At 62.5% G+C, this 20,022-nt stretch carries 20 protein-coding genes; 11 read left to right on the plus strand and 9 right to left on the minus strand.

Going from position 1 to position 20,022, the window contains the following annotated elements; genetic code table 11:
* Positions 1-77: 77 nt before the first annotated feature.
* Positions 78-740 (minus strand): haloacid dehalogenase type II, encoded by a 663-nt coding sequence (locus NKH13_RS22710; protein ID WP_292658470.1) that lies wholly within the window; start codon positions 738-740, stop codon positions 78-80.
* Positions 741-891: 151 nt separating this feature from the next.
* Between NKH13_RS22710 and NKH13_RS22715 the strand changes: the two genes are divergently transcribed.
* From NKH13_RS22715 to NKH13_RS22735, 5 genes are all read left to right on the plus strand, one after another.
* On the plus strand, positions 892-1,770 hold the full coding sequence (locus tag NKH13_RS22715; protein WP_292658468.1) for a branched-chain amino acid aminotransferase: 879 nt from the start codon (positions 892-894) through the stop codon (positions 1,768-1,770).
* A 107-nt stretch (positions 1,771-1,877) separates the two neighbouring features.
* Positions 1,878-2,474, plus strand: a complete 597-nt coding sequence (locus tag NKH13_RS22720; protein WP_292658465.1) for a superoxide dismutase — start codon at positions 1,878-1,880, stop codon at positions 2,472-2,474.
* Positions 2,475-2,648: 174 nt separating this feature from the next.
* Positions 2,649-3,092 (plus strand): c-type cytochrome, encoded by a 444-nt coding sequence (locus tag NKH13_RS22725; RefSeq protein ID WP_352914504.1) that lies wholly within the window; start codon positions 2,649-2,651, stop codon positions 3,090-3,092.
* 9 nt (positions 3,093-3,101) lie between these two features.
* Positions 3,102-4,052, plus strand: a complete 951-nt coding sequence (locus tag NKH13_RS22730; protein WP_352721260.1) for a cytochrome c — start codon at positions 3,102-3,104, stop codon at positions 4,050-4,052.
* Positions 4,053-4,165: 113 nt separating this feature from the next.
* Entirely contained in the window at positions 4,166-6,748 is a 2,583-nt protein-coding gene (locus NKH13_RS22735) for an AMP-binding protein (RefSeq protein ID WP_352914506.1), read from the plus strand.
* Here NKH13_RS22735 and NKH13_RS22740 read toward each other — a convergent pair.
* Entirely contained in the window at positions 6,745-7,128 is a 384-nt protein-coding gene (locus tag NKH13_RS22740; RefSeq protein WP_352914508.1) for an SET domain-containing protein, read from the minus strand. The genes NKH13_RS22735 and NKH13_RS22740 overlap by 4 nt on opposite strands.
* Positions 7,129-7,218: 90 nt before the next feature.
* Positions 7,219-9,348 (minus strand): S9 family peptidase, encoded by a 2,130-nt coding sequence (locus tag NKH13_RS22745; protein WP_352914510.1) that lies wholly within the window; start codon positions 9,346-9,348, stop codon positions 7,219-7,221.
* A gap of 114 nt (positions 9,349-9,462) precedes the next feature.
* On the opposite strand from NKH13_RS22745, the gene NKH13_RS22750 reads away from it, so the two are divergent.
* Together NKH13_RS22750 and NKH13_RS22755 are read left to right on the plus strand one after the other, a co-directional pair.
* Complete coding sequence (locus NKH13_RS22750) at positions 9,463-9,834, plus strand: SH3 domain-containing protein (RefSeq protein WP_352914513.1); 372 nt, start codon at positions 9,463-9,465, stop codon at positions 9,832-9,834.
* 414 nt (positions 9,835-10,248) lie between these two features.
* Positions 10,249-10,674: a Ros/MucR family transcriptional regulator gene (locus tag NKH13_RS22755; protein ID WP_023677844.1), complete on the plus strand. Its 426-nt coding sequence runs from the start codon at positions 10,249-10,251 to the stop codon at positions 10,672-10,674.
* 103 nt (positions 10,675-10,777) lie between these two features.
* On the opposite strand, the gene NKH13_RS22760 is transcribed toward NKH13_RS22755, so the two are convergent.
* On the minus strand, positions 10,778-11,206 hold the full coding sequence (locus NKH13_RS22760; RefSeq protein ID WP_352468926.1) for a SufE family protein: 429 nt from the start codon (positions 11,204-11,206) through the stop codon (positions 10,778-10,780).
* 112 nt (positions 11,207-11,318) lie between these two features.
* Positions 11,319-11,687, minus strand: coding sequence for a DUF5330 domain-containing protein (locus tag NKH13_RS22765; RefSeq protein WP_352914651.1), 369 nt, complete (start codon positions 11,685-11,687; stop codon positions 11,319-11,321).
* 519 nt (positions 11,688-12,206) lie between these two features.
* On the opposite strand from NKH13_RS22765, the gene NKH13_RS22770 reads away from it, so the two are divergent.
* The 3 genes from NKH13_RS22770 (at position 12,207) to NKH13_RS22780 (ending at position 15,143) form a co-directional block, all read left to right on the plus strand.
* Positions 12,207-13,952 carry an ATP-binding protein gene (locus NKH13_RS22770; protein ID WP_352914653.1) on the plus strand — a complete coding sequence of 582 codons (1,746 nt, stop codon included), beginning with the start codon at positions 12,207-12,209 and terminating at the stop codon, positions 13,950-13,952.
* Positions 13,927-14,700: a peptidoglycan-binding domain-containing protein gene (locus NKH13_RS22775; RefSeq protein WP_352717386.1), complete on the plus strand. Its 774-nt coding sequence runs from the start codon at positions 13,927-13,929 to the stop codon at positions 14,698-14,700. The genes NKH13_RS22770 and NKH13_RS22775 overlap by 26 nt, the downstream gene beginning before the upstream one ends.
* Positions 14,701-14,795: 95 nt before the next feature.
* Positions 14,796-15,143, plus strand: a complete 348-nt coding sequence (locus tag NKH13_RS22780) for a DUF1491 family protein (protein ID WP_352914516.1) — start codon at positions 14,796-14,798, stop codon at positions 15,141-15,143.
* A 10-nt stretch (positions 15,144-15,153) separates the two neighbouring features.
* Here NKH13_RS22780 and NKH13_RS22785 read toward each other — a convergent pair whose 3' ends face one another.
* Positions 15,154-16,164: a DUF2336 domain-containing protein gene (locus NKH13_RS22785; RefSeq protein ID WP_352914519.1), complete on the minus strand. Its 1,011-nt coding sequence runs from the start codon at positions 16,162-16,164 to the stop codon at positions 15,154-15,156.
* Positions 16,165-16,351: 187 nt separating this feature from the next.
* Here NKH13_RS22785 and NKH13_RS22790 point away from each other — a divergent pair, with 187 nt between their 5' ends.
* Positions 16,352-16,537, plus strand: coding sequence for a hypothetical protein (locus NKH13_RS22790; RefSeq protein ID WP_292658434.1), 186 nt, complete (start codon positions 16,352-16,354; stop codon positions 16,535-16,537).
* 14 nt (positions 16,538-16,551) lie between these two features.
* On the opposite strand, the gene NKH13_RS22795 is transcribed toward NKH13_RS22790, so the two are convergent.
* From NKH13_RS22795 to NKH13_RS22805, 3 genes are all read right to left on the minus strand, one after another.
* Positions 16,552-17,100, minus strand: a complete 549-nt coding sequence (locus NKH13_RS22795) for a DUF1254 domain-containing protein (RefSeq protein WP_292658433.1) — start codon at positions 17,098-17,100, stop codon at positions 16,552-16,554.
* On the minus strand, positions 17,093-17,677 hold the full coding sequence (locus tag NKH13_RS22800; protein ID WP_352449049.1) for a DUF1214 domain-containing protein: 585 nt from the start codon (positions 17,675-17,677) through the stop codon (positions 17,093-17,095). The genes NKH13_RS22795 and NKH13_RS22800 overlap by 8 nt, the downstream gene beginning before the upstream one ends.
* A gap of 97 nt (positions 17,678-17,774) precedes the next feature.
* Positions 17,775-19,934 carry a transglycosylase domain-containing protein gene (locus tag NKH13_RS22805; RefSeq protein ID WP_352914523.1) on the minus strand — a complete coding sequence of 720 codons (2,160 nt, stop codon included), beginning with the start codon at positions 19,932-19,934 and terminating at the stop codon, positions 17,775-17,777.
* Positions 19,935-20,022 lie beyond the last annotated feature (88 nt).

The following is a 20,022-nucleotide window of genomic DNA, read 5'->3' on the forward strand; positions in this document are numbered from 1 at the left end:
TCTGGCCGCAGGGTGGACAAACAAAGGCAAAGCTGTGACTGGATCGTCACTGTTGCGCCGAGGCAACATGTCCGGCATCAAACCCCGGAGATCAGACCTTCGAGTGACGGCAGGATCAGGGCCGGTGGAAAATCCCGGTATTCCTCTGGCTGGTTCGTGCGGTTGATCCACACCGTCCGGAAGCCGAATTTGGTGGCGCCGGCGACGTCCCAGCGGTTGGAGGACTGGAAAGAGACAGCGCCTGGATAGAGGCGCCAGCCCGTGGTGACCATATCGTAGACCGACGGATCGGTCTTGAAGCGCCTGACGCTGTCGACGGAAAAGACGTCGTCCAGGACCTGGTCGAGCGCGGCGGACTTGACGGCCGCCTCCAGCATTTCAGGCGAACCGTTGGATAGGATCGCCAGCCTTGCTCCCGATGCCTTGAGCGCTTTGAGCACGGCCGGCACCTCCGGATAGCAGTCCAGCCGCCAATAGGCTTCGAGCAGCTTCGCCTTCAGCCCGGCATCCGCGGATGGAACCTTGCGCAGGGCGAAATCGAGAGCCTGCTCGGTGAGCTGCCAAAAATCGGCATAGGCTCCCATCAGCGTCCTGACCCAGGAATATTCCAGCTGCTTGGCGCGCCATATCTCGGACAGTAACTGGCCGTCCGGCCCGATCTGGTCGGCGTGACGGCGCACGGCCGCGTGCACGTCGAACAGGGTGCCATAGGCATCGAAAACGTAAGCCGCATGGTGCATGCAACAGTTTTGAGGCTGCGCAAGGCAAGGCGCAAGCGCTGATTGCAGTCCGCCAGCCCGCTGGCCTCAACAAATCTCAGCCAAGCCGGTTGACGGCGGCCGCCAAAGCATCTTCCAATGCGCCGCAACAAGCATCGAACGGAACCTGGCAATGACACTGGCGACTGCGGCGCAATCCGCGACATGGACCTTCGTCGACGGCGACTGGTACGAGGGCAACGTTGCCATCCTAGGGCCGCGCAGCCACGCCATGTGGCTCGGCACCAGCGTATTCGACGGCGCCCGCTGGTTCGAGGGCGTCGCCCCCGATCTCGATCGCCATGCAGCAAGGGTGAACGCCTCGGCGATCGCGCTCGGCCTGAAGCCGACGATGAGCACCGACAAGATCGTCGGCCTGACCTGGGATGGGCTGAAGAAGTTCGACGGCAAGACGGCGGTCTACATCAGGCCAATGTATTGGGCCGAGCATGGCGGCTATATGGGCGTGCCGGCCGACCCGGCCTCGACGCGTTTCTGCCTTTGCCTCTACGAATCGCCGATGATCTCGCCGGCGGGGTTTTCGGTGACGGTGTCGCCGTTCCGGCGCCCGACCATCGAAACCATGCCGACCAACGCCAAGGCCGGCTGCCTTTATCCCAACAACGGCCGGGCCATCCTCGAAGCCAAGATGCGCGGCTTCGACAATGCGCTCGTGCTCGATATGCTGGGCAATGTCGCCGAGACCGGCACCTCGAATATTTTCCTGGTCAAGGACGGCCATGTCCTGACGCCGGCGCCGAACGGCACCTTCCTGTCCGGCATTACCCGCGCGCGCACCATGGCCCTGCTTGGCGAATATGGGTTCACGACGACGGAAAAGACGCTGTCGATCCGCGATTTCCTGGAGGCGGACGAAATCTTCTCGACCGGAAACCACTCGAAAGTGGTGCCGGTCACCCGTATCGAGGATCGCAATCTGCAGCCCGGACCGGTGGCCAAGAAGGCGCGCGAACTCTATTGGGAATGGGCGCATTCGACTTCGCCCGGCTGACCCGCTAAAAAGCGGCCGACGCTTCGTTTCCGGAGTTGTTCCAGACCAATCCAGTCCTATGTTAGTCCGGTATCGACACCGGATTTTTTCACGAGGGAGTACGACCGATGGCTTTTGAATTGCCCGCTTTGCCCTATGACTACGAGGCCTTGCAGCCTTACATGTCCAAGGAAACGCTGGAATATCACCACGACAAGCACCACAAGGCCTATGTCGACAACGGCAACAAGCTGGCCGCCGAAGCGGGCATGGGCGATTTGTCGGTCGAAGAGGCAGTCAAACAGTCCTTCGGCAAGAATGCGGGCCTCTTCAACAATGCCGCCCAGCACTACAATCACATCCATTTCTGGAAATGGATGAAGAAGGGCGGCGGCGGCAACAAGCTGCCGGGCGCCTTGCAAAAGGCGATCGACAGCGATCTTGGCGGCTACGACAAGTTCAAGGCCGACTTCATCGCCGCCGGCACCACCCAGTTCGGTTCGGGCTGGGCCTGGGTCTCGGTCAAGGACGGCAAGCTGGCGATCTCGAAGACGCCGAATGGCGAGAACCCGCTCGTCCATGGCGCGACGCCGATCCTCGGCGTCGATGTCTGGGAACATTCCTACTACATTGATTATCGCAACGCCCGGCCGAAATATCTCGAAGCCTTCGTCGACAGTCTCATCAACTGGGACTATGTGCTCGAACTCTACGAAAAGGCCTGATCCGTTCCAGAAAGCCCCGGCAGAACCGGGGCTTTTCTTTTTCAGCATCAGAACGACAGCTGCAAAAATTTCACGCAAGCGTGAGGCGAAGCGTCGGAATTTTTTAGCCATCCTTGCCGTTTGTCATCGGGGTGGGACCGCATCCTGAATTGCCTTCAACATGGAGCCAAGTGAATGAGAAAGCTTATCCTCGCCATCTCGATGCTCGCCTTCGCCGGTTCGGCGGCATTTGCCGACCCGGTCGCTGACCGGCAGGCCCTGATGAAGGAACGTGGCAAGATCGCCGCCGGCTTGTCGAAAGTGGTCAAGGGCGAGACGCCCTACGACGCAGCTTCGGTGCTGACGGCGTTGCAGGCACTGCAGGCCAATGCCGAGAAATTCCATGCCGGCGTCGACACGCTTTTCCCGGCCGGCAGCAACACCGGCGACACCACGGCGTCCCCAAAAATCTGGCAGGACATGGCCGGTTTCAAGACGGCTGAAGGCAAGTACCTCGCCGACGTCAAGGCGGCGGTCGCCGCAGCACCGGCGGATGCCGAGGCGTTGAAGGCACAGTTCAACACCATCGGCGGCGACTGCGGCACCTGCCATAAGGGCTACAGGGTGAAAAAAGGCTAATCCCGGCCGATGCCCTTGCTGAAGGAGCTCGTCGGCGCCGCCCTCGTTCTGGGCGGCGTCGCCGCGATTGCCGGCTGGTTCCTGTCGGCTCCGGTCAGGCTCGATGCCGCAACGCTGGCTGAGCTTGGTCCTGGCGACGCCACCAGGGGCAAGCGCATCTTCTACGCCGGCGGCTGCACATCATGTCATGCCAAGCCCGCCTCGCAAGGTGACGCCCGCCTTCAGCTGGTCGGCGGCCTTGAACTCAAGACGCCATTCGGCACCTTCGTTCCGCCGAACATCTCGCAAGATACCAGGGATGGCATCGGCGCCTGGTCGGTCGAGGACTTTGCCAACGCCATGCTGAAGGGCGTGTCACCGTCGGGCGAGCATCTCTATCCGGCATTTCCCTATACTTCCTACGCGCGCATGAAGCCGGCCGACATTGCCGATCTCTATGCATTCCTGAAGACGTTACCCGCGGTCGCCGGCAAGGCGCCCGCCAATTCGCTGGGATTTCCGTTCAATGTCCGACGCGGTCTTGGCTTGTGGAAGCTGCTCTATCTGAGCGACCAGCCGGTCGTTTCCTTTCCCGACGGCACATCGGATCCGGTGTTGACAGGCCGCTACCTAGTCGAAGGCCCCGGCCATTGCGGCGAATGCCACACGCCGCGGGACCTTACCGGCGGCACCAGGAAGAGCCAATGGCTGGCAGGTGCCGCCGCCGCCGAAGGCAGCGGCATCGTGCCGAACGTCACGTCGGGCGAGGGCGGCATCGCCGACTGGTCCGAAGCCGACATCGCCAACTATCTCGAAACCGGCTTCACGCCGGACTTCGATACGGTCGGCGGCGCAATGGTCGATGTGCAACGGAACATGGCCGTGCTGACCCCGGAGGACCGCTCGGCGATCGCCGCCTATCTGAAAGCCGTGCCGCCGCATCCCAACGGCTATCCGGCTCGCAAGAAGCCGTCGAGCTGATCCGGGAACCCTGGGAGTCACGAGGCGCATTGCAAACGTCTGCGTATTAGTTGACTTGAATACTCAAGTATCATAGGCGCTTCGGCTGGTTTTCTGGTGGTCCGAAGCTTCTCATGCCCTCTATCGACCTTGTGCCCGAAATCGCCCGTGGCGAGAGTCGCACGGCGCTTCTGTTTGCCGACGGGCGAGCGCTCTCTTATGCGGAACTCAACAGCCGTACGCTGCGCTTCGCCACGCAGCTGGGACAAGGAGAAAAGCTGCTCGTTGCCATCTCGGCCGAAGCCTCGGAGCATGTGGTTGTCGCTTATCTCGGGGCCCTGCGGGCGGGCCACGCGGTGGCCATGATGCCGCCTTGCGACGAGAGGCTGTGGAATGATTTTCTAGCGGCCTTCCAGCCGGATTTCACTTTCCGGCCAGCCGATGGCCGCTGGCGTCTCATCAAAGAGACTCGTCCCAGGAGGGACGCGCAGCCGTTGCACCCCGATCTCGCGCTGCTGCTTATGACATCCGGTAGCTCGGGCGCTGCCAAGGCGGTACGGCTTTCCTACGGCAATCTCGAAGCCAATGCGCGCTCGATCGCAGCCTATCTCGAACTATCGTCCGCCGACCGGGCCGCTTTGGTCCTGCCACTCCATTATTCCTATGGGCTGTCGGTCCTCAATTCCCATCTGATTGCCGGCGGCAGCGTGCTCTTTCCTGGCGTGTCGGTCATGAACGGCGATTTCCTCGGGGTGATCGGCGACGCCGGCTGCACAAATTTTTCCGGCGTACCGTACTCCTACGAACTCCTGGAGAGGGCGCGCTTCCGCGCCGCCGAGCTCAAGGCGCTACGCATGATGACAGTGGCGGGCGGACAACTCAGATCCGACCTTGTCCGCCTCTACCGAGACCACATGCACGCCAAGAGCGGCCGCTTCTTCGTCATGTATGGCCAGACCGAGGCGACGGCGCGCATTGCTTTCGTCCCGCCGGAAAGCCTTTCCGACAGCGAGGAGCGGATCGGCATAGCCATCCCCGGAGGCAGCCTTGGCCTTGTCGATGCCGAAGGAAAGCCGATTAGCCAATCGGGCACTCCTGGGGAACTTGTCTATCGCGGCCCAAACGTGATGATGGGGTATGGCGATCGGCGCTGTGACCTCGCACGCGGCGCCGAGCTCGAGGCACTGAATACTGGCGATATTGCCATGCGGGACGAACAGGGTTTCTTCCGCATCGTCGGGCGCAAGAGCCGCTTCGCCAAGGTTGCAGGCCTCAGGATCGGCTTCGACATCATGGAGCAGGCGCTGGGGCGGGCGGGTATCGCTGCCGCGGTCCTCGGTGACGATGATGGGCTGCAGGCCTATGTGATCGACGTAGACACGACCGGAAGGGCGCAGTGCATCCTCGCCGAGGCCAGTCGTCTCCCGGCCAACCTGGTTTGCGTTGCTGCGCGCGAGAACTTTCCCAGGCTTGCTTCGGGCAAGATTGACTATGCATGCCTTGAGCAGGAGAGGCTGAAAAGGCGGACGGAGGTCCGCTCAGAGACGGGCAGCGTGCTTGGTGCTTATAGCCGCGTATTCTATCCACTGACCGTTGGCTGCAACGACAGTTTCGTCACGCTCGGCGGGGATTCCCTCCGCTTCCTGCAGTTGATCATGGAACTCGAACGCCTTGATGTTCACTTGCCGGACGGCTGGGAACACCTGAGCATCGCCGAACTTGGCAACCGCAGTGGGAGATGGCCCTTCAAGCGCAAAGAGGCACGCGGATTGCCGACCGAGTTGGTGCTAAGGGTGATGGCAATCCTGCTGGTGGTGGTACATCACGAGACGCTCTGGCCTATTCCCGGCGGCTCCGGCGTTATGATGCTGCTCGCCGGCTTCAGCCTGGCCCGCTTCCAGTCAACCCATTTCCTAACCGGTCGATTCCGACACGCGCTAAGGCCTGCGATCGACGTCCTGATCCCCTATTTCCTCATTGTCGCGGCCTATGCAGTCGCCTGGCAGGCGGTTCCTTGGGCCTCGATGACGCTTACAGGTAATTTCGGCTATGCCGAGCCGGAGCGCCACGAGATGATTCCCTATCTTTACTGGTTCATCGAGGCCTATGCGCAGACCCTTCTCGTCTTCTCCCTCATCTTCGCCGTGCCGGCCGCGCGCAGGTTGGCGCAGGTGCGACCCTTCGCCTTCTCGCTCGGCCTGCTGGGGCTTGCCGTCGCTGCGCGTTTTTCCATCCCCCCGTTCGTCGACATCGGCAACCGCCAGATCTTTACGATCTACTGGGTCTTCCACCTCGCCGTCTTCGGTTGGTGTGCCGGTTTTGCCGACAATCCGGCAAGAAGGCTCATTTTGACGGCGTTCGCCGCGGCAGTGCTGGGCTATCTCGCTCTCTGGGAGACAGTTTGGCTCGGCACAACGGTCAAGTATCTAACCATTTTCGCGGCGCTTCTGGCTGTTCTTTACGTGCCGCGTGTTCGCTTGCCGGGCGGGGTGGGCCGTGTGGTGACGCTGATTGCTGTCTCTGCCTTTCCTATCTATCTGTCGCACCGCTTCGTGCTGGCGCCCGTGGCAAGCACGCTACCCGCTCCGTTCTTTCATCTGCTGGCGATTACGGGCGGCATTGGCATCGGTATCGTCGCCGGCAAGGCCTGGGCAAGTCTTCGTAACCTGCTCAGCAGATCTGCGATGGGACGCCAGCCGGAATTGCACTCGGTCTAGCGGTCGCCGAGGAAGTCGAAGCCGGTTTCGAAGAAGTGATTGTAATCGCAGGTCATTTCCTCGCCGGGCGCAATGTCGCGCAAGGCATAGGTCTCCTCCGGCTGCGAGACGTCGCAATTCGGGTCGTCGGCATGGTTCATGTAGCGCGCATCGTCGGCCTCGAAGACGATGTAGTTCGGGTCGCGCCGGTCCGGGTAGGCGTAGCGGTCGAGATAGGTTTTCACCGGCCCGGTTTCCCGTTCGTAGGCCGCCACCTCGATGCGGCGGTCGTATTTCGGGTCGAGCTTCCAGACCAGCGTGCCGCGGAGAATATGGTTCTTGGCAAAGACGCCGATGCCCTGGATGGGCGATTTGTCGAGATAGACATCGACGAGCAACATAGCAGATCCCTGGGTGATTGAGTGTTGGCGGCGGCTTTGAACAGGCCGCGCACTGGGTAGCGCGCGGCCTTTGCAATTGCGAGCGGAAAATCAGGCGTCGGGCCGGGCTGCAGCGGCAAGCTCGGCCTTGCCTGTCACCTTGAGCGCGAAGGCGTAGGTGAAGGCGATTTCCTCCAGCCTGGAAAACCGGCCGGAGGCGCCGGCATGGCCCGAATCCATGTTGATCTTGAACAGCACCGGATTCTCACCTGTCTTGCGGTCGCGCAACCGTGCCACCCATTTGGCCGGCTCCCAGTAGGTGACGCGCGGGTCGGTCAGGCCAGCCAGCGCCAGGATCGGCGGATAGTCGAGTGCGGCGACATTGTCGTAGGGCGAATAGGCGGCGATGGTCCGGTAATCCTCCGCCGAGGCGATCGGATTGCCCCATTCCGGCCATTCCGGCGGCGTCAGCGGCAGGCTGGCGTCGAGCATGGTGGTGAGCACGTCGACGAAGGGAACCTCGGCGACGATGCCGCCGAAGCATTGCGGCGCCATGTTGGCGACCGCGCCCATCAGCATGCCGCCGGCCGAACCGCCTTGCGCGACGATGCGATCATGCGCGGTGTAGCGTTCAACGACGAGGTGCTGGGCGACCGCGATGAAATCGGTGAACGTGTTCATCTTGTTCGCCCGCTTGCCGTCGTCGTACCAGCCATAGCCCTTGTCCTTGCCGCCGCGAACATGGGCTATCGCGTAGACAAAGCCGCGGTCGACCAGCGAAAACAGATTGGTGTTGAACGCGGCCGGCACGGTGATGCCATACGAGCCGTAGCCGTAAAGCAGGCAAGGTGCCGACCCGTCGAGCGGTGTGTCGCGGTGGTGGAGGAGCGAGATCGGCACCAGTTCGCCGTCGGCGGCAGGCGCCATCAGCCGGCGCGTGACATAGTGCTCGGGGTCGTGGCCGGACGGCACTTCCTGGGTCTTGAGCAGCACCCGCTCGCGGGTGCGCATGTTGTAATCGAAGACCTGCGCCGGGGTCGTCATCGACGAATAGGAAAAGCGCATGATCTCGGTGTCGTATTCGTAGGAGCCGGACAGGCCGAGCGAGAAGGCTTCTTCGTCGAAGGAGATCAGGTGCTCCTCGCCGCTCTTGCGGTCGCGTACGACGATGCGTGGCAGGCCTTCCTTGCGCTCGAGCCGGACCATGTGGTCCTTGAAGCCGATCACCGAAAGGATCAGCCGGCCCGCTTCGTGCGGCACCAGTTCCTGCCAGTTGGCGCGCACCGGATCATGGGCCGGCGCCGTCATGATCTTGAAGTCCTTGGCGCCGTCGGCATTGGTGAGGATGAAGAAGATGTCGCCGCCTTCCTCGAGCTCGTACTGCAGGCCGGTCTGGCGCGCCGCAACCAGCTTCGGCTCTGCGAACGGGTCGTTGGCGTTCATGATGCGGTATTCCGACGTCTCATGGTCGTTGATGCCGATCATGATCCACTCGTTGGAGCGTGTGCCGCCGACATCCATGAAGAAGCCCGGATCGGTTTCCTCGTAGATCAGCCGGTCGTTTTCAGGACTGTCGCCAAGCGCATGGAACAGCACTTTGGAAGGACGGTGGTTGGGGTCGAGGCGGGTGTAGAAAAAGCCGTCATTGCCGGCATCCCACACACCGCCGCCGCCGGTGTCCGGGACCCTGTCCGCCAGATCGTTGCCGCCGGCGAGATCGCGGACGCGCAGCGTGTAGAATTCGGAACCCTTGTCGTCGAAGGCCCAGAGCAGCTTGCTGTGGTCGTCCGAATGATCGACGCCGCCCAGGCGGAAATAGGGCTTGCCCTCGGCCTCGGCATCGCCGTCGAGCAAGATCTGCTTGTCGCCGCCGTCGCGCGCCGTGCGGAAATAACGCGGCTGCTGGCCGCCAAGCTTGAAGGAGGAGCCGTAGGCGTAGGGCCCATCCGTCATCGGCACGGAAGAATCGTCTTCCTTGATGCGTCCCTTCATTTCCGCGAAAAGCTGCTTCTGCATTTGGACCGTATCGGCCATCAGCGCCGCCTGGTAAGCATTCTCGGCTTCGAGGTGGGCGCGGATTTGGCCGTCGAGCAGGGACGGATCCCTGAACATCTCTTGCCAATTGGTGGCCCTCAGCCAGGCATAATCGTCCGTCCGCGTCATGCCGTGATGCGTGTCGAAGATCGGCCGCTTCTCCGGCTGCGGTGGGGTGGCGGTCGGAAACACTGGGGTTTTGGTCATTACGTCTCGCTATGGAAGTTACTTGAATGGCGAATGAACACGCCGATCAGCGCGGGTTCAAGGGCTACGATCTATTGTCGTGGTGCCTTCAGAAGATGGGCGGAGGAGAGGACAATGAATATTTTTTCTCGGACTGCCGCAGCCCTCGCCGTCGCTGCGATGACCCTGGCCAATGCCGGTCAATCACATGCAACTGCCTTTGCGGCTTGGCAAGTGGCCAATGTGCCGTTCGGCGACACGCTCAACGTGCGCAAATATCCTTCAGGAACCTCGCAGAAGCAGGCCGCCTATCCCAACGGGACGGTGCTGCAGATGACCGGCAAATGCACCGGTGGGATAAACCTGCTCGATCTCGCCCACCATTCGTACTGGCAGCAGAAACAGAAGATCCGCCATCACTGGTGCCAAGTCTGGCACGATCCGGCACAGAACGGCCAGTTCGTCACCGGCTGGGTCTACGGGAAATACATCACCCCGTTTCAGTGACGCAGCACGCCGCTCCGGCCGAAGGCTCACGAGCAACAGTAACGCTTCTCAACCTATGATTTTACTGAATCCGCCGATTGGCCAGGCTGTAATGCTGCCGGCAGGATCAAGCATTGAGCTCTATTTACCTGCTGCCGTCTGTGTAATGGCTGCTTGCCGCGGCGTCAGTCGATGCTGGTCTGACCAGAAAAAACGGCAAAGTTACACTCTGCACGAAAGAGTGAAGCTGAATATGAAAGATTTGACTTGCATCGCTGAATAGACCGCAAGAAGCGAATTGACTTACTTGGCGCCCAGGCCCATTAAGATACCGCGACGCGAATCGCGGAGGCTTTTTCCTGCACAAGTTCGCGCGATGCCCAGCCTATCAGAACGGGCGCAAACAGAAACAATTCTCGTTGGGGCCTGAACGCCATGGATATTACCGAAACACCTTCCAGAAACAGTGACGCGCTGATCGAGCTCACCGCCGACGTGGTGGCCGCCTATGTCAGCAATAATCCCGTGCCGGTCGGCGAATTGCCGAACCTCATCGCCGATGTCCATGCCGCTCTCGGGCGCGTCGGCGGGGCCGCCGAGCAGCCGCCTGCTGACAAGCAGAAGCCGGCGGTAAATCCGAAGCGTTCGGTGCATGACGACTACATTATCTGTCTCGAAGACGGCAAGAAGTTCAAGTCGCTCAAGCGTCACTTGATGACCCACTATGATCTGACGCCGGACCAGTATCGCGAAAAGTGGAACCTGGACCCGAGCTATCCGATGGTTGCGCCCAATTATGCGGCCGCCCGTTCGCAGCTCGCCAAGAAGATGGGTCTCGGCCGCAAGCGCAAGGGACGCTGACAAGCGGCTCTTCCGGTTTGACACTCAAACGGCGCCCGCGGGCGCCGTTTTGTATTATGGGGTCAAGGTCGAACCCGCCACGCTGCCGGCAACTGCCGTCCGGTCAGGCGGTCTGCTTCAGCGCTGCCTCGGCGTCACGCTTGATGCGCTTGACCATCGAGCGAAGACCATTGGCGCGCTGCGGCGACAGGTGCTCGTCAAGTCCGAGCGCCTTTAGCGTTGCCTCTGCGTCAGTCCTCTGGATTTCGCTGGCCGGCCGTCTCGAAAACAGCGCCAGCATGATGGCGACCAGGCCGCGCACGATATGGGCGTCGGAATCCCCCTTGAAGGTGATAACGGGATCGCCGCCTTCGCCCTGTTCGGTGGTCAACCAGACCTGGCTGACGCAGCCGGGCACCTTGTTGGCCGGTATGCGTTGCTCGTCGGGAAACGGCGGCAGCGCTTCACCCAGTTCAATCACATAGCGATAGCGGTCTTCCCACTCGTCGAGCAGGGAAAAGTCGTCGCGGATGGTCTGGATCGTCGTCGTCATTCCCCGGATATAGTCATCCGGCGCTGCCACGTCACGGAAAAAGAGGAGAAACGCCGCAGGTGCCGGGCGCGGGGAGCTTTACGGTTTGGCGATGAATTCGGCCGAAACAGTCTCAGTTCTTTGCCGGCAAGTGCACTTTCAGCGGCAAATCGACTTTCGCCGGCAAGACGATTTCCTCGGGCACGCTGCCGGTGGTCGTCACCGTATCGGGTTCAGCGGCCTTGTCGTCCAGCATGGCGGCCGCGATCTTGGCGGTCTCCTTTGCCCGGGCGGTGATGGTGTGCATTGCCGATTTGCCGGTCTCGCAAACGTCCGGCTTGCGCTCGCAGATGCCGGCGATGTCGCCGACGGCTTCGCGCGCGGCAAACAGCGCCTGGAGCGGCCCGACGCTTTCGCGGCCCGCATCATCGGAGCCGACACCCAGCGGCAGCGCCAAAAGCACCAGCGAAAACCAGAAAGCAGCTCTTATCAGAAAGCCCATCTGTCTGTCCTTTATGACGGTCATGCATTCGAACCGCACGACCCTTGTACCGCGATATTGGCACAGACGCGCAAAGGACGGCTTGTCTCGAAAGCAACAGTTTTCCTCAAATTTTAGGCAGATTCGAAACGAAGCGTTTTGAAGTTCATTAGCCTCGAAAGGCTCAGATTTTATTCAGCAAATGATAACCATCCAACCGCTTGTTTTTCCTCGTTATTTTTTGCATTGGTGACAGTTTGATGCCATCGGCCGCAACGTCAGGCGCGGGCGGTCCGGATAACGCTCCGTTTACTATGGCGGCAATTGCCCCGGTTTTTCCCCGCCGGTATCCCGATATTTGCAGCCTGCCGGGGGACGATCGGCCCAGCCTTATCCATTCCTTAAACGCTGGATGCGAGTTTCGGATCGACAAAAGCCGCCTGCAAAGCAGGGCCGTTCACGACCGGGTGCGTTGAGTTGAGTGCGATCAAGGCCAGATACGCCGAGTTGCCAGGCGCGATAGCCGCCGGTTGCGAACGGATGGTTCATCCGTCCGTCCTCGGTCAGAGCGATCGTCGCCACCACAGCCGGTTCATTGGCGTCATGCTGGCGGCTCCTTTCTTCAGCGCGGGTGCAGCGGTGACGCTGGTCACGTCGGGCATGGGGGCGGCCGTTACTGTTGCTGCGATCTTTGCGGCGTTCGGCCTTTGCTGGTTCGCCGCCCTGCTGGTGGCTGCATCGGGCAAGATGACCCTGGCCGGCCAACTCGCCGTGGTCGTCGGCAGCGTTGCGCTCGGTGCCCTTATCGCTGCTGCCGGCGGTCTGGCATCGCCGGTTGCCGTGCTCGCGGTGGCGCTGCCGTTTGAAGCCTGGTGGATCGGCCAGTCGCGCCGGGCCGTGATCTGGGGTGCCATATCGGCCCTTGTCGCAGTCCTGCTGCAGCCTTTCGCCGGTTCCGTCTTGCCGCTCGGCCAGACCGAAATCGCCGTATGGCACTGGCTGGTACCACTGGCCTGGGCGCTGACGCTCATTCCGCGTATCGCTCCGCTTCGTGGCGCTGCCAACGCACAGCTCGATCCGGCCGGCAGCGACCGGCTCGAAGACCTGATCGATGCCGTCGTGCTGCGAATCGCGGCGCATGGCGAGGTTCTGGACGCCTCGGCCAAGGCACGCACTATGCTGAGGCTGCCGCCGGAGCTGCTTTTCGGCACCGGACTTTTCGATCGCGTCCATCTGTCTGATCGCGTCCCGTACCTCAGTGCGCTGGCCGATATGCGCGATGGCGCCCTGTCGCGCCGGCTCGACCTTCGCGTCCGGCTGCCGCAGAACAGCGGCGTGACAGCCGACAATTACCAGCCATTCTCGCTCGAGATGATGCGCGCGCCGGGGCAGGAGACTGTCTTCACGCTCGTTCTGCGCGAAAACGATGAAGTGGCCGGACTGCGCCAGGAGCTTGCCGCAGCCAATGAGGCGGCTGCCTCCGCCGAGGTGGCGAAAGGACGCTTCCTTGCCGTCGTCAGCCACGAGCTGCGCACCCCGCTCAATGCCATTATCGGTTTTTCCGACATGCTGCTGCACGAGATGTTCGGCAGCTTCAAGGATCCTCGCCAGAAGGAATATGTCGGCTTGGTCAGGGATTCGGGCCAGCACCTGCTTGCCGTCGTCACCTCGATACTCGACGTATCGCGGATCGAATCGGGCGCCTACGCGACCGAACCGGAACCGTTCCGCTTCCGCGAAGCAGTCGAGATGTGCCAGTCGATGATGCGCCTGCAAGCCGAGGCAAAGACCATCGATCTGCAGGCCCAGATTGCGCCGGACGCAGGCGAAATAAATGCCGACCGGCGCGCAGTGCAGCAGATCCTGATCAATCTCGTCTCCAACGCGATCAAGTTCACGCCCGAAGGCGGCAATGTCGTCATCGGCGCCAAGCGGATCGGCTCGCGGCTGCATTTCTGGGTCCGGGACACCGGCATCGGCATCGCCGAGGAAGATTTCGCCAATCTCGGCAAGCCGTTCATGCAGATCCAGAACGACTATACCCGCCGTTTCGAAGGCACAGGGCTCGGGCTTTCGCTGGTGAAGGGGCTGGTGGCGCTGCACGAGGGCACCATGTCGATCGAAAGCATGCCGGGCGAGGGCACCACGGTGACGATCAGCCTTCCCGTGAGCGGCCCGACGGGCCGCTCGACGGAGAAGACTGGCGTGGTGCCGATGTCCGCAGCCAAAGCCAGAGCGGACGGTGGCAAAGGGGAGAGCAATGGGTCGCTCCGCAAAACAGCCTAAGGCGGTCAAACGCCGCGGCAATGCCTTCGAGCACGGAGCGATGGCGCTGGGCAGCCTGATCTCGCGCAATCCTGTTGTGGTCGGCGGCTCCACCGCATTCCTGGTGACGCTGTTCTACGTCTCGGCGAACGCTCTTTGGTACCAGCCCTTTCCCCATGCCGGCGCGTTTTTCGTCACCAGGAGCATCGAGCGCTTTCCCCGGGCGGAGAGCGACGAGCCCGAAACAACCATCAATATCGTGCGTCCGGCCGCTGCGCCGATCAAGAGCGACCCGGTCGTCGAACAGGTCCAGGGCATCTTGAAGGATCTCGATTTCTATTCCGGCACCGTCGACGGCATTCCCGGACCGAATACGCGCAAGGCCATCCAGGCCTATCAGCAGAAGGTCGGATTGAATGCCTCCGGCGAGATCGACGGCGTCCTGCTGGATCAACTGGGCGCCACGCCAAAGACCGCGGCCGTGGTTCCGCGTCCGGTGCCGCGGCCGGTCGAAACGGCCGCTGCTCCGGCCGCCATTCCGGTATCCGCACCGGCAAATGCGGCAGCGCAAACGCCTGATCCCCGCATCGTCAAGATCCAGGCCGGACTGAAAGCGTTCGGCAATGACGACATGCAATTGGATGGCGTCGTAGGCGCGCGCACCAAGGCCGCGATCAAGGAATTCCAGGCGCTGTTCGGCCTGCCCGAGACCGGCGAGCCCGACGAGATCGTCTACGTCAAGATGCGCGAGATCGGCCTGACCAACTGAGGGTCGTGACGGCCGCTTGGCGGTCGGCTCGGCAAAGACCGTTTACGGTCTTCCGGCCGATGCTGTAAGGACCGCCGCATGTCCAGGAATTTTTTATGCGCGTAACCACCGATCTGTGGGTGTCGGCGCTGTTGCGCCGGGTTTTCAGTGCCGGCGGCTTTGCCGCCGTGGTCAAGCGCGGCGCGACGGAAGCCGGCGCGGTTTTCGTGCTGGCGCGTGGCAGGCTGGGGGAGATGGCGCTGTTCGGGCCGGCGCCGCAGACGAGCTACGATTCGGCCAGGCCGGACGACCGCTTTTTCAGCCTGCTCGGCGAAGGCGACGATGCCGCCATCTTCGACGCGCGGCTGGAGCGCGAGAATAGATTCGATCCGGATATCTGGGTGGTCGAAATCGAGGCGGGCGCCATTCCCGTTGAGGAGCTTATCTCGGTCAAGACGTCGTAACGGCAAGCCTTCAGACGCGACGCGCCTTTGGGGTGGCGGTTATATCGGCGCTGTTCGGCTTGCGCAGGTCGGCATTTGCGGCGACGCGCCCAGGCTTGCGAACTATTTTCGACACGGTGTCGGCCTTCCAGCCGCGGAGCCTGTCCAACGCCGCGTCGCGGTGCAGCAGGCGGTAGCGGTCGAGGAAGATGCGGATCGCCTGCGGGTGCGGAAACTCGGTCGGATAGATGGCCGCCGTGATCAGGAACGCCTTGTCTTCACTAAGGTCGAGCGCGCGCAAGGCGGCCAGCAGCGGCGTGTAGTTGTGACTCGCAGTGAGCGTTCGCGCCGTTGAGAAATCGACTTCGAGCGCATCGGCGAGCGCTGTCTGGAAGAACGCCGCATTGCCGGTCAGCGCGGTCTCGCGCAGCTTGACGTAGGTTTGCGGCTCGACGAACGAACCGATGGCGGTGCCGCTCTCGGCGCGCATCATGGATCGCAGCCGGCGGCGTACAGTTTCGGCGGCGGCATCGGAAGCCTCCTGCCTGCTGGCATCGGCCGCAACCACTTCGGCATTTTCAGACGCGGCGTTGGCAGTCGCCTCGGGCTGTTGCGACCGTACCAGCGTCGGCCTTTCGAGCACTTTGATGAGATCCGCGATCGTTTGATTGAGATCCTTGCGGCGGGCAATGGCACGGGCATGCGGCAGGCCGTGACGCCCGATCAGCGCGATCAGGTCGACGTCGCTGAGGGCGCGCGAGCGGATGAGCAGCGGAGCGGCGATGTCGACCCGCTCCTGGCAAAGCCGCCGCACCAGCGCGGCGGGTGCATATTCGCATTCGGAAAGGGCTGCCGCGACGTAGCGGCGCGATTCAACCGAGACATTGTCGAAAAGCGGCAGCGTCAGGTCTTCGAGCTGCGCGATCTCCCGGCGCGAAGGGCGGGTGAGCGAACAGAATGCCGACACGGCGGCGCGGAACAGCCTTTCGGCCTTTCCCGATTCAGCTCCTGCTGCGATTTGCCTGAAATCCGAAGCTGACACGAAGGATACGCCCGACACTCGACACGATCTGGAGGGCGCTCTGCCGGGCTGTACCGGTTTCGCGTTTCCCAAGAACAAAGATCAATTTAGCGGCGATCCGTTAGCGCTCCGTTAACCTACTGCCTTCTTAATCGACTGTGGAGGCGTTGCGTTGTGCTCCGGGGCAACCGAGAGGAATACGCGAACCATGGGCATGGTACTGTCTTTCGTGCCGCGAACGGCGGCAACCAATCGAGCACAACAAACCGCGCCGGCGGCAGTGATCATCTTTCCCGGGGTGCGCTACGAGCAGCGGCCGCTGACGGGCGAAACGCGGCCGGCCGGCCCCGACAAGCCGGGACCTTCGGGGACATTGCCGGTACCGCATCACTGAGCATCGGAACCGGCTTAAAAATCCTGCAGCTCGCAGGAACTCTGTTCGAGAAACCGCGAGACGATCGGCTTCCAGCTGTCGTCGGGCACGAACGAACGGATGACGAACACGCCTTCCTCTATCGGCGCCTCGACGAAGATGGCCCCTTGCAGTTCCTCGGGAAGATCCTTGCGGACCTCGATCATCTGGGCCGGCGTCAGCACAACGGTGTCGAGCACGCCTGCGGTCGCGCTGTGGTCGTTGAACGAGTAGATGTTGTGGCCGCCGCGGTCATAGACCGATATTGACCAGAACGGCACCTTTCCCGGCGCCTTGACCCGCACCATCCCCTCGGCAAGGTCGAAGCGGCAAGCCGCCGCATAAAACAGCGGATCGACCGATTTCACCACCGGCGCGCCGCCGGCTTCCGCGTCGAGCCTGGTCATCTTGTAGAGATCCGAAGCCATGGCCAATCGCGACCAGGCGTCGCGTTCGGAAAACTCGGGGACGAGCAGCAGCACGATGATGTGCACGATGCCGGCGCCGAGCAGGCCGAGCAGCACGGCATGCAGCAGGCTACGCATTGCAGCCGACCTTTTGGATCTGCGGCAGCGTGACGTCCGAGAGACCGGTGCTGCTGGCGATCGGCGTGTCGTAGAACGTAAGCACCAAGTACATCTTGCCGGCGCCGCTGGTCAGCAGCCAGTTGCCGGGCGCAGGGCGGCTGCCGACGGAAATGACCACCGAATTGTCGGCCTGGCGCAGCACTTGATAGGACTGCAGCGCAGCCGGCCTCGGCTTGCCGGTCTCGACCACGCCAAGCGACTGGTCGGCGGCATAAAGCGTCCAGAACCGGGCGGTGGGAAAGCCGCCCGCAATCTTGTAGGCACATTGCCGCTTGAGCTGTTCGCCGCCGGAATCGCGCTCGGCTATGAAGGACAGTCCTTCCGCCTGTCCGAGCGCCAGCACGCCTTCGCGAGCCACGCGGGCCTTCGAATAGGGATCCGCCGTCGGCGTGCCGATATCGGGGAAGGCGGTCCATTGGCCGATCCTGATCGCGCCGACGCCGTCCTGCAGCTTCAGTGCATACCAGACGCTGCCGCCACCGCCGACGACGGCGATGGCAAGCGAAAGCAGTGTCAGGAAGGCGTTCTTGAGCATGAGGAGGCAGGGAACCGAAGGCCGGGGACTGAAAGATTGCCGCCCGGGGATATCTCGGCGCAGGGCCTTGTGGCAAGCGGCCCCGCGGAATTGGCCGTCACAGCGCCGACAGGGTCTCCGGTGCAGCGGGCGCATCGAGCACGGGTGCCGCCTGGAACAGCTTGGTCAATTCCTTCAGGGTCTGGGTGGTCCGGCTGGACAGCACCGGCGGACGCTCGGCGGCGGCATCGGCTGCTGCCTGATCGGCGTTCTTCTTTTCCGCTTCCTCGGCCTTGGCGGCAATTTCGGCATCAAAGAAGGGGTGATCGAGGCCGGGGATCGGTCTGAGGTCGATATTCTGGTGCGCATAGAGCATCAGGCGCTGCCACACCATGGCCGGCAGCGTGCCGCCGGTCATCTTGTTGGTCGCGGTGAAGTCGTCATTGCCGAGCCAGACGGCGGCCGTGTAGTTGCCGGTAAAGCCGACAAACCAGGCATCGCGGTAGGACTGGGTCGTGCCGGTCTTGCCGGCGACGACGATGTTTGGAAGGGCTGCGCGCCGGGCAGTGCCGATCACCGGCACCGCCGCCAGCATGGTGTTCATGTATTTGAGCGCCTGCTCCGACAGCACCCGGTGCGGCGGCGGCGCATCCTTGGCGAAGTCGTAGACCACCTCGCCGGTACGGGTGAAGAGTTGGCTGACGCCGTGCCGGGTTCCGGCAAAGCCGTTCTGGGCGAACACGCTGTAGCCCGTCGCCTGGTCCATTACGGTCATGCCCGACGTGCCGAGCACCATGGTCTTGTGCGATTCCAGCGGCGACTCGACGCCCATCGCCTCGGCCATCGCCTTGATCGGCTTGATGCCGAGATAATCCTTGGCCAGCCGCACCGGCACCGTGTTGATCGATTTGGCCATCGCCGTGATCAGCGTCACCTTGCCGGCCGACCCGCCATTGTAATTGTGGGGCGACCAGCTGCCCCAGGAGATCGGTCCGCCGGAAACCACCGAATCCGGCGTGAAGCCATGCTCCATCGCCGTCGCATAGACATAGGGCTTGAACGAGGAGCCGGTCTGGCGAAGTGCCTTGGTGGCGCGGTTGAACTGGCTGGCGCCGTAGTCGCGGCCGCCGACGATCGCCCTGACCGCGCCATTGGTCTCGATGACGACGATGGCGCCCTCGGTGACGTTGTATTCCTTGCCGAACTGGCGGAGGTGGAACTCCATCGATTCTTCGGCCGCCTTCTGGATGTTGGCGTCGAAGGTGGTGTGGGCGACGAGCGAGTGCGGGCCGCCTTTGGCGGCGATCTTCTTGACCTCGTCGAAGGCCCAGTCGAGGTAATAGTCGGGGCTCTTCTGCTCGCCGCGGTCGACGATTTCGGCCGGGTGCAATCTTGCCTGCAGCACCTGGCCTTCGGTCATGAAGCCGGAATCGACCAGGTTGGACAGCACCACATTGGCCCGCGCCCGGGCGGCGGGCAGGTTTATGTGCGGCGCATATTTGGTCGGCGCCTTGAACAGGCCGGCCAGCATCGCCGCCTCGGCGAGGTTCAGGTCCTTGACGCTCTTGCCGAAATAGAAATCGGCTGCCGCCTCGATGCCGAAGGTGCCGCCGCCCATATAGGCGCGGTCGAGGTAAAGCTGCAGGATTTCCTTCTTCGACAGATTGGCTTCGAGCCACAGCGACAGGAAGGCTTCCTTGATCTTGCGCTCGAACGTCCGTTCATTGGTCAGGAACAGGTTCTTGGCCAGCTGCTGGGTGATGCTCGAGCCACCCTGGACGACGGAATTGGCCCGCACATTCTCGAATATGGCGCGCGACAGGCCGAGCACATCGATGCCGTAATGGTCGAAGAAACGGCGGTCCTCGGTGGCCAGCACCGCCTTGATGACATGGTCGGGCATCTCGTCGACCGGCACCGAATCGCGCTGGATGATGCCGCGTTGGCCGATCTCGTTGCCGTAGCGGTCGAGGAAGGTGACGGCGAAGTCGCCTTGCGTGCGCCAGTCGCCGGCGGTTATCTGGAAGGCCGGCAAGGCCAGCGCCAAAAGCACGACGATGCCGCCGGCACCGAGCGTAAAGCCTTCACTCAACAGTTCGATCAGGCCGCGGCGCCAGCCGCCGACGCGGAAACGCCGCGAGAAGATGGTCGCCGTCTCCCAGAACTGGCGTGCCCTGAAGCCGATTTCGTAGACCGAGGAATCGATCCACGCATCCACCGCCAGCAGCCTTGCGGCGATCGGACCTCTTCTCTTGCGTGGTTGCAAAGGACTGGCCATTCCAGGATCCGGCTGCGGCGATGCCGCCAACTGAGAAACCGCATGCCGGCAATTTCACGGCGGCGCGCCGCTATGACTATTCGTCCAT

The organism is Mesorhizobium sp. M1348, from assembly GCF_040317925.1.
In the GTDB taxonomy this organism is placed as follows: Bacteria; Pseudomonadota; Alphaproteobacteria; order Rhizobiales; family Rhizobiaceae; genus Mesorhizobium.